Below are 13,658 nucleotides of genomic sequence, written 5' to 3' on the forward strand. Positions count from 1 at the left end.
TTCATGTCATACAATATATCAGATTTACTTAAAAAAGCTTTTACTGATCATGCTTCAGACCTCCATTTAATTGTCGACTCTCCTCCGGTTTTTCGCATAAACGGCGAGCTAAAGCCTTACGGAGACCATTCATTGTCTAAAAACGACACGGAAAGAATGGCAAAAGAGCTTATTCCGGAGACGATGTGGGATACGTTCGAGCAGCAGGGCGAGCTTGATTTTAACTATGAATTAGAGGGAATTTCACGGTTTCGATTAAACGCTTTTCGCCAACGCAATCATATAAGTGTCGCGATCCGGGTCATACCGACGAAGATCCCAACGATCGCAGAGCTTAAAATACCTTCCATTGTCGAGAAATTGATGGAAAAGCCCCAAGGGTTAATTCTCGTCACGGGACCAACCGGTTCAGGTAAGTCAACGACATTGGCAGCGATGATCGATTATATTAATCGAAACTATTCCAAACATATTATTACATTAGAAGATCCAATAGAATATATTCATTCCCATAAGCGATCCATTATCAATCAGCGGGAAATTGGTTCAGATACAAAAAGCTTTGCAAACGGACTGCGCGCATCCTTAAGGCAAGACCCGGATATTATTTTAGTGGGGGAAATGCGGGATCTTGAGACGATATCGACAGCTATTACTGCTGCTGAAACAGGCCATTTAGTGCTGGCCACATTGCACACAAGCAGTGCAGCTCAGACGATCGACCGGATCATAGATGTGTTCCCGCCCCATCAGCAAAGGCAAATTCGCCTTCAAGTAGCAAACGTTTTGCAAGGAATCATTTCACAGCGCCTTTTCCCGCTAAAGGACGGATCCGGGCGAACGGTTGCAACGGAGATTTTAATTAATAATCCTTCCATTTCAAACTTGATTCGCAATGAAAAAATTCATCAAATCCACAATGTTTTGCAAACGAATAGAGCTCAAGGAATGCATACATTGGAAATGTCCGTTCAAAGCTTATTAAGCTCAGGAAAAATTTCTTACGAAAGCGCCATGCCATATATCAATAAAGGTGATGAAAATGGCTATCTATAAATATGTCGGTCGTACGAAAACAGGACAGCTAAAGAAAGGTACGATTGATGCACTAAATAAAACAAATGCGATAGCAAAATTAAGAGAACAAGGAATAAGCCCCCGTGAGATCAATGAAGCAAAAGGCTTGATCTATAAGGAAGTATCGATTGGCAGACCTGTGAAAAACCAGCATTTTGTCATTTATTGCCGGCAATTTGCAACACTGATCCGTGCAGGAGTTTCTATTGTAGATTCAACGAATATTTTATCAAAGCAGACGGAAAGCAAAGCATTGGCCAAAGTATTGGCTGAGATTGAAACGGAATTGCGGACAGGAAATGCTTTTTCAGATGCGGTGAGCAAATATCCGAAAATTTTTCCGGCCATTTTTGTCAATATGGTTCGCGCCGGGGAAGCCAGCGGGAGTTTGGACGAAACATTGGACAGGCTGGCGGCTTATTTTGAAAAGCAATACGATTTGAAGAAAAAAATTCAATCAACTCTTGCTTATCCAATCACATTAATCATTATCATCATTGCAGTTGTTGTGTTTCTGATGCTAACGATTGTGCCTAAATTCACCGAAATTTTTGCCCAATTTGACAGCGAACTGCCTGCCATTACGAAATTCGTAGTTGGCGCAAGCCATGTAGTTCAAAACTTTTGGTGGATTGTACTTCTCGTCTTATTAGCAGCGATTCTTGCTTTCAGCTTGTTAATGAAGAGCAATAAAACCTTTTATTACGCTGTCCATGTTATTTTGTTAAAAATGCCTGTTTTCGGCAAATTGCTGCAAAAATCAGCTATTGCAAGAATGACGCGGACATTATCATCCCTTTTTTCTAGTTCAGTGCCAATTTTACAAGCTTTAACTATTGTCGAGCGGGTTGTCAACAATCCAGTCATTGGAAAAGTCGTGTTGGACGCACGTGATAGTTTAGAAAAAGGAGACCGCTTATCCGAGCCGTTTAGAAAAAGCTGGGTAATCCCGCCGCTCGTCACCCATATGACGGCGATCGGCGAAGAGACTGGTTCATTAGATTTCATGTTAACCAAAATAGCTGATTTCTATGAAGCGGAAGTTGACCGCAGCGTTGAAATTTTGAAATCGCTGATCGAACCAATTATGATCGTCATTTTAGCCTTTGTCATTGGGACGATTGTTCTTGCCATTATGATTCCTATGTTTAGCATTTATCAGCAAATGTAAATAGATGACAAAGCTTGCAGCATTAAAGCATGTCTAAAGAAACGTATTGTACTAGATTCCAAAAAATTCCTTTAGGAGGTGGTCAAGAAATCGAGTTAATAAAGTTTACGGGAACATGACAAGCGCTTGCCGTTTTGCTTTATGAAAGTTAATTTAGGAAAACTAAAAACAAAGGAGGAATATGAAATGAGAAAACATGTAAAACTTCTCAAAAAAGAAAAAGGGATGACATTAATTGAGCTATTGGCTGTTATTATCATCATTGCAATCATACTAGCTATTGCAATCCCGATTATCGCAAATGTCATTGGCAATTCTAAAGAACGGGCTACTGTATCAGAGGCATTAAATATTATTTCAGCTGCCAAGCTAAAATACGCAAAAGATAATGCTTCTGGTTCACAAACTTATACTGCCGATAAACTCGCAGAGTATATTGATATTGATACAGATGATGATTTTGTAGTTTCATTTAACGGCACTAATTGGGAAATTTCTAAGCATTCTGCAAATGATATAGGTGATGTTGGTAATCCTGCTACTGAAGGAAAATTACGCGCTTTCTTAAATAAAGAAAAAGAAAATAATAATAAAAAAAATGAAAATAATAATAAAGGAAATGAAAATAATTAAAAATCTTTTTCGTTTTAACTTGGAACATGTAAACATAATAATAATTTGCCTGTTACTTTTTATCAAAAACTGAAGTATTTCTCTTTGCAAAAATATTTGGTCACAGGAGGGTTCGCCTATGCTCACTTTTCTTTCGGCTAAAAAAACAATCAACTTAGTCATCGATGATTACGCGCTTCGGATGGTGGATCATTCAGGCGGCGATTTAACAAATATTAAACATTTTAAAGAAAAGTCTATACCGAACGGCCTGCTAGAGCATGGGCGAATTCTTGATGAGATGGAGTTTTATCATTTTATGAAGGAGACCGTCAAAGAGTGGGGAATCAAAAGGCGGAATGTCCAGTTTTATGCGCCTGATTCCCTTGTCATTATGAGAAAGGTAAAGTTTCCTGCTCATTTAAAAGATAAAGAAATCAACGGCCACTTTATTATGGAATTAGGACATACACTTTATCTTCCATTTGACAATCCAATCTTCGATGTATCTCCATTGCCTGGAAAGGCTGATACACAAGAACGGGAAGGGCTTCTTTTTGCCGTTCCAGAAGATGAAATGAGAAAATATACGGAAATTTTGATTGATGCAGGACTGAAGCCTGTAGCTGCTGATATTCGTTCCATCGGCGTATATCGGTATTTCCAATATACATATATGACAAAAAATACAGTTGAAGCATATTTATTTTTGGAGTTGAATTTAAACTCAATCATGATCAGTATTTTTTCGGAGAACCAGCCTGAATTTTTAAGATTTCAAGATTTAGATATTCAAATGAACGATTGGACAAGCTACCAATACGATGATGATCTGCTCACCTGGACGTATCATGGAGATGAAGCGCAATTTTTAGGTTTAATTGATGATCAAATAATGGAATTGGAGCGGATTATGAATTTTTACCGCTACTCCATTCATAAAGGTCAAAAAGCTATATCGAAAATTATGCTGTTAGGGGATTTTCCAAACTTAGATTTGATTAGAAAAAAAATAGAAGATCAATTTCAAATTCCCGTTACGATTTTAGATGCTTACCTTTCTCCTGAAAAAATTGATAAAGTTCCACGTCATTTTATACCTGCTTTGGGGCTTGCCTTGAAAGGAGGAAGTTAAGTGATCCCTGAAATAAATTTATTGCCGAAATCCGAAAGACAAAGTTCGACGGTTTTGATTATTTTTATCTCTTTTCTTGTTATTTGGCTAATCTGTTTATCGATCATTGTTTATCAATATATTCATACGAAAAATGAGAAAGAACTGGCCGATACGAGAATTGAAGATTTAAAAATGGATAAGGAAATTTTAGAAACTCAAGTAGAAAATCAAAAAAATGGTCAATCAGGCAGCTTAGAAGAAGCGGTCGCTAAAGCAGAGGAATTGACCGCACCTACCTCACATCTCATTGAAGAATTGCTGGAATTGCTGCCAAATCATAGCTATTTAAGCCATTATGAATATGAAAATAAACAATTGTCGATCCAAACCCAATTCGAATCATTGGATGTTGCCGCATCTTATGTTTCAAAGCTCGTCTCTTCCCCTCTTTTTACAAATGTAAGGATCAAAGAAATTAAAAACTTCACATTTGAAGAAGCTTCAGATGAACAAGTGGATGAAGAAATGTTCAAGGAGATTCCGAGATATGATGTGAATATTATTCTTGAGACTCATTCTTCGGCGTTAGAGGACGAAAACGGGGGTGAAGAAGATGAGTGATTTCCTCCAAGAAAGGAAAATCTTTTTTTATTGTTTAATCGTTTTACTGTTTTTGCTTATTGGCGTTGTGTATATGTATACGGTAAAGCCTTTGAAAGACGATGTTGCGCTTGCACAGTTAGATGCCAATCAGCTTGAAGTGGAAATGAAGCAATTGGAAGCACAATTAAATAAAAGTAAAACGGATAAGGAAGAAAATACTGCTCAATTAGAGAAAAAAATGCCGTTAAGCCGCAATATGGACCAGCTGCTGCTTGATTTACAGGAAGCGGAATACGTCAGCGGCAGCCAAATCCAGAACATTTCCTTTCAGGATGAGCAAACGCTGTCTGAATCGGAATTATTATCGGAGGAAAACAATAAAACAGATACGAACGAAAATAAGGAGCAAAATAAATCAGCCGAAATGGAGTCTGCAACTAATCAATCTGAAAATGAAAATACGGATGCTCCGTCTAATCAAAGCGAAAACCAATCAGCTTCCAACGAAACGTCAGAGAAAGAAAAATATAAAAACGTGAAGCTAATAACCTTTAATCTGTCGGTTGTTTCACCAGATTTCAAGCATTTTTTACAATTCCTACAAGAAATAGAAAAATTGGAGCGAATCACCCGAGTGGACGTCCTTTCATTTACGAAACCGGGGGAAAAGGAGCTTTTAGAGGACGAAACGAATCAAACCATTACGATGGAAATTCAATTAACTACCTTTTATTTTGATTCAACAGATAAAAATAACTCATCAGAAATAAATAAGAAAACGCAAAATGATAAAAACAGCCCTGAATACTAATGTACGAGGAGTTTGGCAATGGTTTTCGTTTACCTTTTTTTCTTTGTTATCGGAATCATTTTCGGGTCTTTTTTTAATGTTGTCGGTCTTCGCATCCCGAAAAAACGCTCAATCGTTCAGCCGAGGTCGCACTGCCCGCATTGTGGCCATTTCTTATCTTGGTATGAATTAATACCCATCTTTTCATATGTGCTTCAGAAAGGAAAATGCCGCAGCTGCCGTGTTCCGATTTCGGCTATTTACCCAGTGATGGAGCTGTTTACAGGTTTACTATTTGTTTTTAGTTTTTACAAAATTGGATTTAGCAAGGAGCTTTTAGTAGCACTACCCTTTGTTTCACTCCTGATCATTATTACGGTGAGTGATTTATCTTACAAATTGATTCCGAATCGAATTTTAATCTTTTTCTTCGTTCTATTTGTTCTCCTGCGGACCTGGATTCCGCTTCATCCTTGGTATGATTCGATAATTGGAATGACTGTCGGTTTTGTCCTTCTTTATATCATTGCCATTGTAAGCAATGGCGGAATGGGAGGCGGAGATATTAAACTATTTGCTGTTTTAGGATATGCTTTAGGTCTTAAAGGAGTGTTATTAGCTTTTTTCCTGTCTACCTTGATTGGTGCATTATTCGGTCTATTTGGCATCATCACGAAACAATTAAGCCGTAAATCGGCGATACCATTCGGACCTTTCATAAGTATTGGAGCCGTGCTTTCATATTTTTATGAAACGGAAATTTTCCATTGGTATATTCAGTTAATCATATAATGGACAAAAGAGAACAGGTCTGACTTTTCTTTTGATATGAAGCCAAAGTATTTTTAACAGCTAGCCTAGCGAGCTAAACGGCCTTTTCAAAATCTTTACAATGGTGATAATGCCATCCATAACAACGATAAATGTTAATTAATCGGTTACACGCTCTCTTTTCTTGTTGAATATATAAACACTCAAAGCTTGCAGAAGGAATATATACGCTAAATATATGGCAATGGAAAATACTATGTTATATCCCTTATCAATTCCCGAAGACGGCAAATGAAAATAAGAAGAAATATCTAAATGATTGAATATAACGTAATCAAAAACAGCAAATTTACGCAGAAATGCAAAAACCGCAATTTTGGCAATCTCCACAACAAAAAGCATGGAAAAAATAAACATATACTTTTGAATAGAACAGCCAAAAACATAGATCATGTTACATAAAAAATTGCGGTATAGGACTTCGCAATAAGTAATAACAATGCATGATAAAAAATATCATGATGAAATCCATAAAGTATGATAACGATTATGCTAGTCGATAATACAATGATTCCGTTGCAAATAAATACGAACAAACAAGAAGCGTATATTTTATGTAAAATCATTTTACAGGTGCTTTTATTTTTTTCAAAACCTCCATCTTTCATGATTGAAGCAGCAGAGCAAAAAATATAATATAGCAAGGCAATTAGGGCAATGATATCGACAGAGAAGCTTTGGAAAATCAATGACTCCGATTCTTCCGATAAAGCATCCTGTACAGACTTCATATTCTCATTGCTAAGTATGAAATATTGCAGTCCGCATCCTATCATGATTGCAGCAAGAATAACATAAATTGGTTTGTGACGAGAAAAATACATTTTTATTTCATTAACCATTTTCCTATCCTCTCATATATTCAAGAAGGAAGAAAATTTTATCCAAGTTCCTCTGAATCGTTTTTTATAGTGAATTGAAATTAATGAATAAAACTAGAGCATTTATTACGATTAAAAACATACACAATAATAGCGCCTTCTTGGAATCGATGATATTTTTTTTAACAATGATGAATATATATATTACGTTTACAATAATCGTTATGAAAATTTTTGCGTATATATTCGTTGAAATATTGTAAACATACTCTTGATGAATAAAGTTTGTGATAATGATCGTAATGGAAAATGGCAAATATCCAATAATTAAATAAAAAAAGCTTGAAAATATTGATGGATATTTCTGCGGTTTAAATAATAGTATGATAAATCGATAGATAAAAGCTTGAAAGAAAAGAAAAACAATCGAAAAGATCATTATGACAAAATTTAGGAATACAAACATGATTTCTTTCGTTTTAAAAATGTTCTTTTCATAGATTACACTGCCTTGATTCATGATCATGTATTGACTGATAAATTGTATGGATAATAAATACCAAAGCGTAAACAGTATTAATAATATTTTTTCATTTGCTTTTAATTTAACCATTTATGTCCCCCCAGAAATTCAAAAGCATAATATTCCACTATGGCTGCAACAAAGTAAACAGCTATCATTGTCAGCAATAACATACAAACAGCCTTTATATTTTCTTTGTTTATTTCTTTTTTTAACACAGTTTTATAAAAATCTTTCATTCTTTTAGAAGCGATGATACATATGATCCATCCTACTATTTCTATCGGCGTATGGAAAATTAAAGTCATGAAAGTTTTATATACGCCAAAGAGCTCTATGCCAAAATATATGTTTAACCCTAAAAAAAAATGAATTATATAAAATAATCGGATAAGATATGAAACTTGTTAGCAGAACTAACATAATGCCGATTGAGGCGTTATTGAAAAAAATATCAATAAAATTTAGATCGAGAGCTTCCCTTTTTAAATCGACTTCTAATAATGCGCCAAAGAAGAATCCTGCCAATAAAAAACCAAATATAAGCAGAGGAATTTTCATGAACTCTTCCCTTTTTATGACGAACTGACGATTCATCTATACTGCTCCTGTTCTAAACCTAAATACTGAAATATATTTTTTTTATAACTTTGAGTATTTACGTTTGTAATCTGCTTAATCGTTTTGCTATCTTCCATCACAATGCACTGCTTAGTGTACCTTTCGATATCATGAAAATTATGGGTAGTGATGATAATTGTGAAGTTAAACTTATTTTTTCTGAGCAGCTCTTTAAAATTCATTTCAGATTTATAATCTAAACCGTTAAATGGCTCATCAAATATTAAAATATCTGCATTGGACATAAATCCCATTAATATAATCAATTTTTGCTTTTGCCCTAAGGAAAGACCCTTTAACTTGTTCGGTAAAAATTCTTTAATATTCAATACTTCAAATTCGTTTAATAGCTCTTCAAGCTCTTCTTTATTTTTATTATGAATTCGTGAATGTAACTCGAGAAACTCTTGTGCTGTCAATTCATCAAAAACTAAATATTCAATATCCAAGTAAACGATTTTCTTATTACGATTTAAGCTCTTAACAGAAGCATTTTCCGTTTTGATTATATTCGACAATATTTGCACGGTTGTAGTTTTGCCCACGCCATTTGGCCCGACAATGGCTGTCACTTCATTTTCAGGTATTGAAAAAGATATATGATCTAAAATTTTTTTCTCCCCTATGCTATACGTTAAATTTTTAATTTCTAACATTTATTTTTTACCTCACTTATGTAATTCGTCAAAAAAGCTCTTCCTCCAATAATGCGCCAATATTGACACACAAAATAGTATGACGGAAACGAGCAGCAACATCGTTGTAGCTAAGCTGGAGCTCTTTATGCTGCTACTGTTTACAAGAATGCTAATAATGGCACTGGGAACAAACGCTATTAATAATACGTTGGATAAACCTTTTTTTGTGTGTATAAACAAATTAGGCAATTCACTTTTCTTCAATATTTTTCTCGTGATTAAAATGATTAGTTCATCTGCCTTAATGTCTAATATGTATACAAGCATCAGCAGGAAAGCATAAATATATTGCTGATTTAAAATGAGATAACAGAGGTGAAATAGTAAAACGGGCAATAATAAGAAGAAATTATTTAAGTTAATATTCATCATAAACTCAGATTGAATTTTTTTGTCTAAAGACTTTAAATAAAACAAATAATAACCATAAGTTTCCATAGTTAAAAAATCAATAAATTTGATTTTTACAAAAAGAGATGAAATTAAATAGGATATGATTATCAGTGATTCTTCGATATTGCTGATGAAAACAAACAAGCTGGATGTGATCTGTATCAAAGTCAAAAATATGAAGGGTATAAAAAATAGTTTGAAATAATGGATTAATTGTTTTTCCTGGAAAATTCGTGTAGTAGCTTTAATATATCTTAATAAAAAATAGTTAGATATTAACAGAATTAATAGAAAAGCCACCCATAAAAATAATAAAACCTCGATTTTATTGCTTGCACTCGCGAAGCTAAAACCTGCTTTTTGCGATACTTCTTGAATGATTTGATAACTTAACAATATTACAAACATGAGACGAGCCATTTTTAAAATATTTAATATGTATTGAAATTCTGATATTTTAGCAAACAAAGAAAGATAAATGATTATACAGCTTAAAATAAATAAGATCAAAAAAAGTTGTTTATCTAAAAATGTATAATATATAAACTGTATCAGTATCCATGTATAAACGTTTTTAAAATTAGCAGTGATTACATAAAAAATAGACGGTATTAATCCATAAACTTTTTTAAATCCTTTTGGAACTTCAAATCTTAACAAATTTATAATGACAAATAATTCCATTAAATATTTTGCGATTAAAATTTCCCATTTATAGTCATTTAATATACGATGAATATGTACATTTTGAGAAGGGTCTAGTAAAAGAATAATCCCTAATAATAAAATATTTGACGCTGCATAAAAGTATATATAATATTTCGCCAGATACTTAAATTCAGGTAAAATTTTTTCAAATTTTTCATACAAATTGCTTTGATATGCTCTTAAAGCATTGATTGCAATAAGAAAAAAAATTCTTACATATGACATAGTCTGCACCTCATCAATAAAACCATAAAACGAAATTTAGAAACAATGTTCATTTCGCGATGTTTATCTATTTTCTTAAATTTTTACTAAAAAATAATGAAGCTGCTGAGCCATTGTGTAGCTGAACTCATATTTAAACTCTCACTTTCTCTTCATCTGATCAATTAAATAATATTACCAAATATACCATTAATCAACCATATTTAGCGATTTATTAGAAATTCTCCCATTTTTTATGTTTCGATCGATATCGATAGTTTTGTTTGCCCCCATCGCTATACACTTTTCGGATCATACTAACGGCTTCAAAGCACTATGTTAAGCAACACAAAAAAATGTGCTCCTTATGCTCCCTTCGGTCCGCTACCGCACATTTTAATTGACAACCGCCATGCGTCACCTTCTTCCCTCTAGTGACCCGCCGAGCAATAAAAAAAGATACGAAAATCATCTCCCGTATCTTCTGTATCTCTAATTTTCTACACCCTATTAATCTCTCTTTATCACATAATTTTTTAAACCGATATGCCACTTGCCAATCACATCAAAAGCACCGTTTGCTACTTCGTCATTTTCGGAGATATAGACTAAATCTCCATCTTCTGCATCTCCCAAATTCAATTCCTTGTGGATCTGTTTCAGCAAACCACCATAACCGATTAATCGCTTATATGCCAAGGCGTTGTCTAACACCAAAACGGTTTCCACATTTTCATCCGTGACCTTATTCCCTTTAATGACATCCGTATCTTTGACTGGATACTTAGAAACTTCCAAAATAGCATTTTGTTCTCTGATAGCTTTTTTAAAATCTTTCTCGTATTCTTCTAAGTCTTTTTTATATCTTTTCCAAACCACCTCAAGCATCAAACAAACAGCAATGAAAGCAGCTAAAATAATCGTCGCTGTAGCAAAGGAAGTATGCTCTCTAATGTTGTACATTATCAATCCAAAAAACCACACGTTATAAAAAGTAAAACGTTTTTTCCTATCTTTAATTCAAACCCTTCTTAATTTTCGACTAATTCTAATTAAATCATATCCAAAGTATTCCAAAAAGACTTATATTTGTTTATAGTAGTAGTATATGGGCCCATATACTTCCAGGAAAGGATGTTTTTTGATTGAAAAAGAGTGTGAAAGTAAAGGAGATAATGCTATGATTGTGAAAAAGAAGAAATTTGGTTTTTTAGTGAAGATTATATTGGTTGCCCCACCTCTGTTAGGATCAACAAGTTTTTTGGGATTTAATAAATCAAGTAATGTTGCTCATGCAGCAGAAAAGAGAGTTGTAGTAGAGTCTTATACTTTATCCAAAGCTCAATAAAGAGTTGGCTAATAATATGAAAGCAATAAAAGGTAATAGTAATCTAAAAATTGTTATTTTAGCTATTGCTACTAAATGGGGTGGAGTTGCTGGATGGGCTTCTGCATTAGCAACACAACTGAGTTCTAATTCTCTTTATAAAAAAGAAGTTATAAATGCTGCAAAAAAAGGAAAGAGATTAAAAATAACAATAACTGATTATAAAAATTACCATACATCCTATTCAGTACAAATATAATACACGATTGTAAAATAATTTAAAATGGGGCGAGATTATGAATAAAAACTCACTGATAGCATTTTTAAAAAGTTATATTAGCCTCGCGGCTATAATGTTATTGATTTATTTAATCTTAGGTCCATCTGAAAATGTATCTTTGATTTTTGTTATGGCATTAGGGCTACCAATAACGGCAATAATGGTCTTCACAGGATGGGACAAAAAGTTAAAAAAACATCTACCTTAGTAAGAAAAGCAGGCTCTAGGCCTGCTTTTCTTACTTGATTATGTAATTCTTTATGCCAGGATGCCAATAAGCCATAACCTCAAATGCAGCGTTTGCCACCTCATCATCTTCTTCCTCAATCTTAACCAGATCGCCGTCCTCTGCATCCCCGAGATTCATTTCCTTATGTATCTCCTTCAAAATGCCACCATATCCGATTAGTCGCCGAGCCGACAGCGCGTCGTCCAGATAGTAGACCGTATCCAAATTGTCTTCAGTCACCTTGTTGCCGCGGACAAGATCTGTATCCTTCACAGGTTACTTTGAAATTTCCAAAACAGCTTTTTGCTCCTCTATAGCCTCTCGCACTTCACTCTCGATCTGTTCAGCATCAATCTTGGTTTTCCCTTTGACCCGCTGTATATGTACAATCGGCGTGTAATCAAGTTTCATTGCCTTTTTCCAAAGGCTTGTCCAATCTTTTTGACTAATATATAACTTGCCTGTGAAATAACTTTTCTTTACTGGTAATAACACATGAAAATGTGGATGATATGTATGTTCTTCATGATTTTTCGTGATTTCTAAAGCTCGAAAATACCCAAGGACGGCTGCATCAAATCGCTTGTACTTCGTTAAACGATTAAACCCCTTCATCATATCGGAAATCGTTTGGCGAAGCTCTCCTCCCTCGACATTCCGAACTGTCAGTGTGAGAAGTAACCAAGCACAATGATATCGCCGATTGGCTTCCTCAACAATCAATTTATTGTGATATGCAATTTTTAACGACCTGCGCCAGGCATGTCCATTTTTCATGGGCAATAAAAAAACCTTAGGAATCTCCCTAAGGTTCAGCGAATTATTGGAATTGGTTGTATAAATAAATATTTAGATGGAGCCTAGCGGGATCGAACCGCTGACCTCCTGCGTGCAAAGCAGGCGCTCTCCCAGCTGAGCTAAGGCCCCTTTAAATTCCTGGTCGGGAAGACAGGATTCGAACCTGCGACCCCATGGTCCCAAACCATGTGCTCTACCAAGCTGAGCTACTTCCCGTATATGGCGCGCCCGAGAGGAGTCGAACCCCTAACCTTTTGATCCGTAGTCAAACGCTCTATCCAATTGAGCTACGGGCGCCAATATGGTGCCGAGGACCGGACTTGAACCGGTACGGTAGTCACCTACCGCAGGATTTTAAGTCCTGTGCGTCTGCCAATTCCGCCACCCCGGCAGAGAAAAGCGGAAGACGGGATTCGAACCCGCGACCCCCACCTTGGCAAGGTGGTGTTCTACCACTGAACTACTTCCGCATATGATGCGGGTGGAGGGACTTGAACCCCCACGCCATAAAGGCGCTAGATCCTGATTCTAGTGCGTCTGCCAATTCCGCCACACCCGCGTCAAAATGGTGAGCCATGGAGGATTCGAACCTCCGACCCTCTGATTAAAAGTCAGATGCTCTACCGACTGAGCTAATGGCTCATAAAAAATTTTTTTCTCCTAATCCATTTTTCATTTGTCAGATGTCCCTTCCTCTGCCAGTCTTTTCGAGGATGTTGGATGCGTCGGGACAACTCGCCGCTTATTCGACGAGGCTTTGCTCGTTGCACTACCTGCTGAGCAATGGCTCATAATCAAAAATATTTTTTCAGCTGTCTCTTCTGTCTTAACTATTGGGAAAACGATCAATGACAT

Annotated in this window: 13 protein-coding genes, 7 tRNA genes and 2 pseudogenes; 9 read left to right on the plus strand and 13 right to left on the minus strand. The window is 35.3% G+C overall.

Annotation, left to right across the window (positions count from 1 at the left end; all coding sequences use genetic code 11):
- Positions 1-3: 3 nt before the first annotated feature.
- The 7 genes from ACVIJU_RS01465 to ACVIJU_RS01495 all read left to right on the plus strand — a co-directional run bounded on the left by ACVIJU_RS01465 (position 4) and on the right by ACVIJU_RS01495 (position 6,162).
- On the plus strand, positions 4-1,056 hold the full coding sequence (locus ACVIJU_RS01465) for a type IV pilus twitching motility protein PilT (protein WP_117017145.1): 1,053 nt from the start codon (positions 4-6) through the stop codon (positions 1,054-1,056).
- Complete coding sequence (locus tag ACVIJU_RS01470) at positions 1,043-2,248, plus strand: type II secretion system F family protein (RefSeq protein ID WP_066247885.1); 1,206 nt, start codon at positions 1,043-1,045, stop codon at positions 2,246-2,248. Before ACVIJU_RS01465 ends, ACVIJU_RS01470 begins: the two co-directional genes overlap by 14 nt.
- 186 nt (positions 2,249-2,434) lie before the next feature.
- Positions 2,435-2,881: a prepilin-type N-terminal cleavage/methylation domain-containing protein gene (locus ACVIJU_RS01475; RefSeq protein WP_456687181.1), complete on the plus strand. Its 447-nt coding sequence runs from the start codon at positions 2,435-2,437 to the stop codon at positions 2,879-2,881.
- Between the two features lie 118 nt (positions 2,882-2,999).
- Positions 3,000-3,995 carry a type IV pilus biogenesis protein PilM gene (gene pilM, locus ACVIJU_RS01480; RefSeq protein ID WP_456687182.1) on the plus strand — a complete coding sequence of 332 codons (996 nt, stop codon included), beginning with the start codon at positions 3,000-3,002 and terminating at the stop codon, positions 3,993-3,995.
- Positions 3,996-4,598 (plus strand): PilN domain-containing protein, encoded by a 603-nt coding sequence (locus tag ACVIJU_RS01485; protein WP_456687183.1) that lies wholly within the window; start codon positions 3,996-3,998, stop codon positions 4,596-4,598.
- Positions 4,591-5,391 carry a hypothetical protein gene (locus tag ACVIJU_RS01490; protein WP_446651538.1) on the plus strand — a complete coding sequence of 267 codons (801 nt, stop codon included), beginning with the start codon at positions 4,591-4,593 and terminating at the stop codon, positions 5,389-5,391. Before ACVIJU_RS01485 ends, ACVIJU_RS01490 begins: the two co-directional genes overlap by 8 nt.
- 18 nt (positions 5,392-5,409) lie before the next feature.
- The gene (locus tag ACVIJU_RS01495) at positions 5,410-6,162 is read left to right on the plus strand and encodes a prepilin peptidase (protein ID WP_456687184.1); all 753 of its coding nucleotides are present in this window, start codon (positions 5,410-5,412) and stop codon (positions 6,160-6,162) included.
- Positions 6,163-6,590: 428 nt separating this feature from the next.
- On the opposite strand, the gene ACVIJU_RS01500 is transcribed toward ACVIJU_RS01495, so the two are convergent.
- From ACVIJU_RS01500 to ACVIJU_RS01520, 5 genes and pseudogenes are all read right to left on the minus strand, one after another.
- Positions 6,591-7,043 (minus strand): hypothetical protein, encoded by a 453-nt coding sequence (locus tag ACVIJU_RS01500; protein ID WP_456687185.1) that lies wholly within the window; start codon positions 7,041-7,043, stop codon positions 6,591-6,593.
- Between the two features lie 64 nt (positions 7,044-7,107).
- Positions 7,108-7,635, minus strand: a complete 528-nt coding sequence (locus ACVIJU_RS01505) for a hypothetical protein (RefSeq protein WP_456687186.1) — start codon at positions 7,633-7,635, stop codon at positions 7,108-7,110.
- Between the two features lie 503 nt (positions 7,636-8,138).
- Entirely contained in the window at positions 8,139-8,822 is a 684-nt protein-coding gene (locus ACVIJU_RS01510; RefSeq protein WP_063387110.1) for an ATP-binding cassette domain-containing protein, read from the minus strand.
- 12 nt (positions 8,823-8,834) lie between these two features.
- Entirely contained in the window at positions 8,835-10,190 is a 1,356-nt protein-coding gene (locus ACVIJU_RS01515; protein WP_144597984.1) for a hypothetical protein, read from the minus strand.
- A 489-nt stretch (positions 10,191-10,679) separates the two neighbouring features.
- A pseudogene (locus ACVIJU_RS01520) lies at positions 10,680-11,030 on the minus strand (protein rep); the annotation flags it as partial.
- A 280-nt stretch (positions 11,031-11,310) separates the two neighbouring features.
- Between ACVIJU_RS01520 and ACVIJU_RS01525 the strand changes: the two are divergent.
- Together ACVIJU_RS01525 and ACVIJU_RS01530 are read left to right on the plus strand one after the other, a co-directional pair.
- Complete coding sequence (locus ACVIJU_RS01525) at positions 11,311-11,517, plus strand: hypothetical protein (RefSeq protein WP_162877038.1); 207 nt, start codon at positions 11,311-11,313, stop codon at positions 11,515-11,517.
- 16 nt (positions 11,518-11,533) lie between these two features.
- Positions 11,534-11,755, plus strand: coding sequence for a hypothetical protein (locus ACVIJU_RS01530; RefSeq protein ID WP_063387107.1), 222 nt, complete (start codon positions 11,534-11,536; stop codon positions 11,753-11,755).
- A gap of 259 nt (positions 11,756-12,014) precedes the next feature.
- On the opposite strand, the pseudogene ACVIJU_RS01535 reads toward ACVIJU_RS01530, so the two are convergent.
- From ACVIJU_RS01535 to ACVIJU_RS01570, 8 genes and pseudogenes are all read right to left on the minus strand, one after another.
- A pseudogene (locus tag ACVIJU_RS01535) lies at positions 12,015-12,800 on the minus strand (protein rep); the annotation flags it as partial.
- Positions 12,801-12,859: 59 nt separating this feature from the next.
- Positions 12,860-12,932, minus strand: a tRNA-Ala gene (locus tag ACVIJU_RS01540).
- A 10-nt stretch (positions 12,933-12,942) separates the two neighbouring features.
- A tRNA-Pro gene (locus tag ACVIJU_RS01545) sits at positions 12,943-13,019 on the minus strand.
- Between the two features lie 4 nt (positions 13,020-13,023).
- A tRNA-Arg gene (locus ACVIJU_RS01550) sits at positions 13,024-13,100 on the minus strand.
- 5 nt (positions 13,101-13,105) lie between these two features.
- Positions 13,106-13,194 (minus strand) — tRNA-Leu (locus ACVIJU_RS01555).
- A 7-nt stretch (positions 13,195-13,201) separates the two neighbouring features.
- Positions 13,202-13,273: transfer RNA gene (locus tag ACVIJU_RS01560), tRNA-Gly, on the minus strand.
- 6 nt (positions 13,274-13,279) lie between these two features.
- Positions 13,280-13,362 (minus strand) — tRNA-Leu (locus tag ACVIJU_RS01565).
- A 7-nt stretch (positions 13,363-13,369) separates the two neighbouring features.
- Positions 13,370-13,445 (minus strand) — tRNA-Lys (locus tag ACVIJU_RS01570).
- Between the last annotated feature and the right edge of the window lie 213 nt (positions 13,446-13,658).

Source organism: Aeribacillus sp. SP014 (assembly GCF_054055575.1).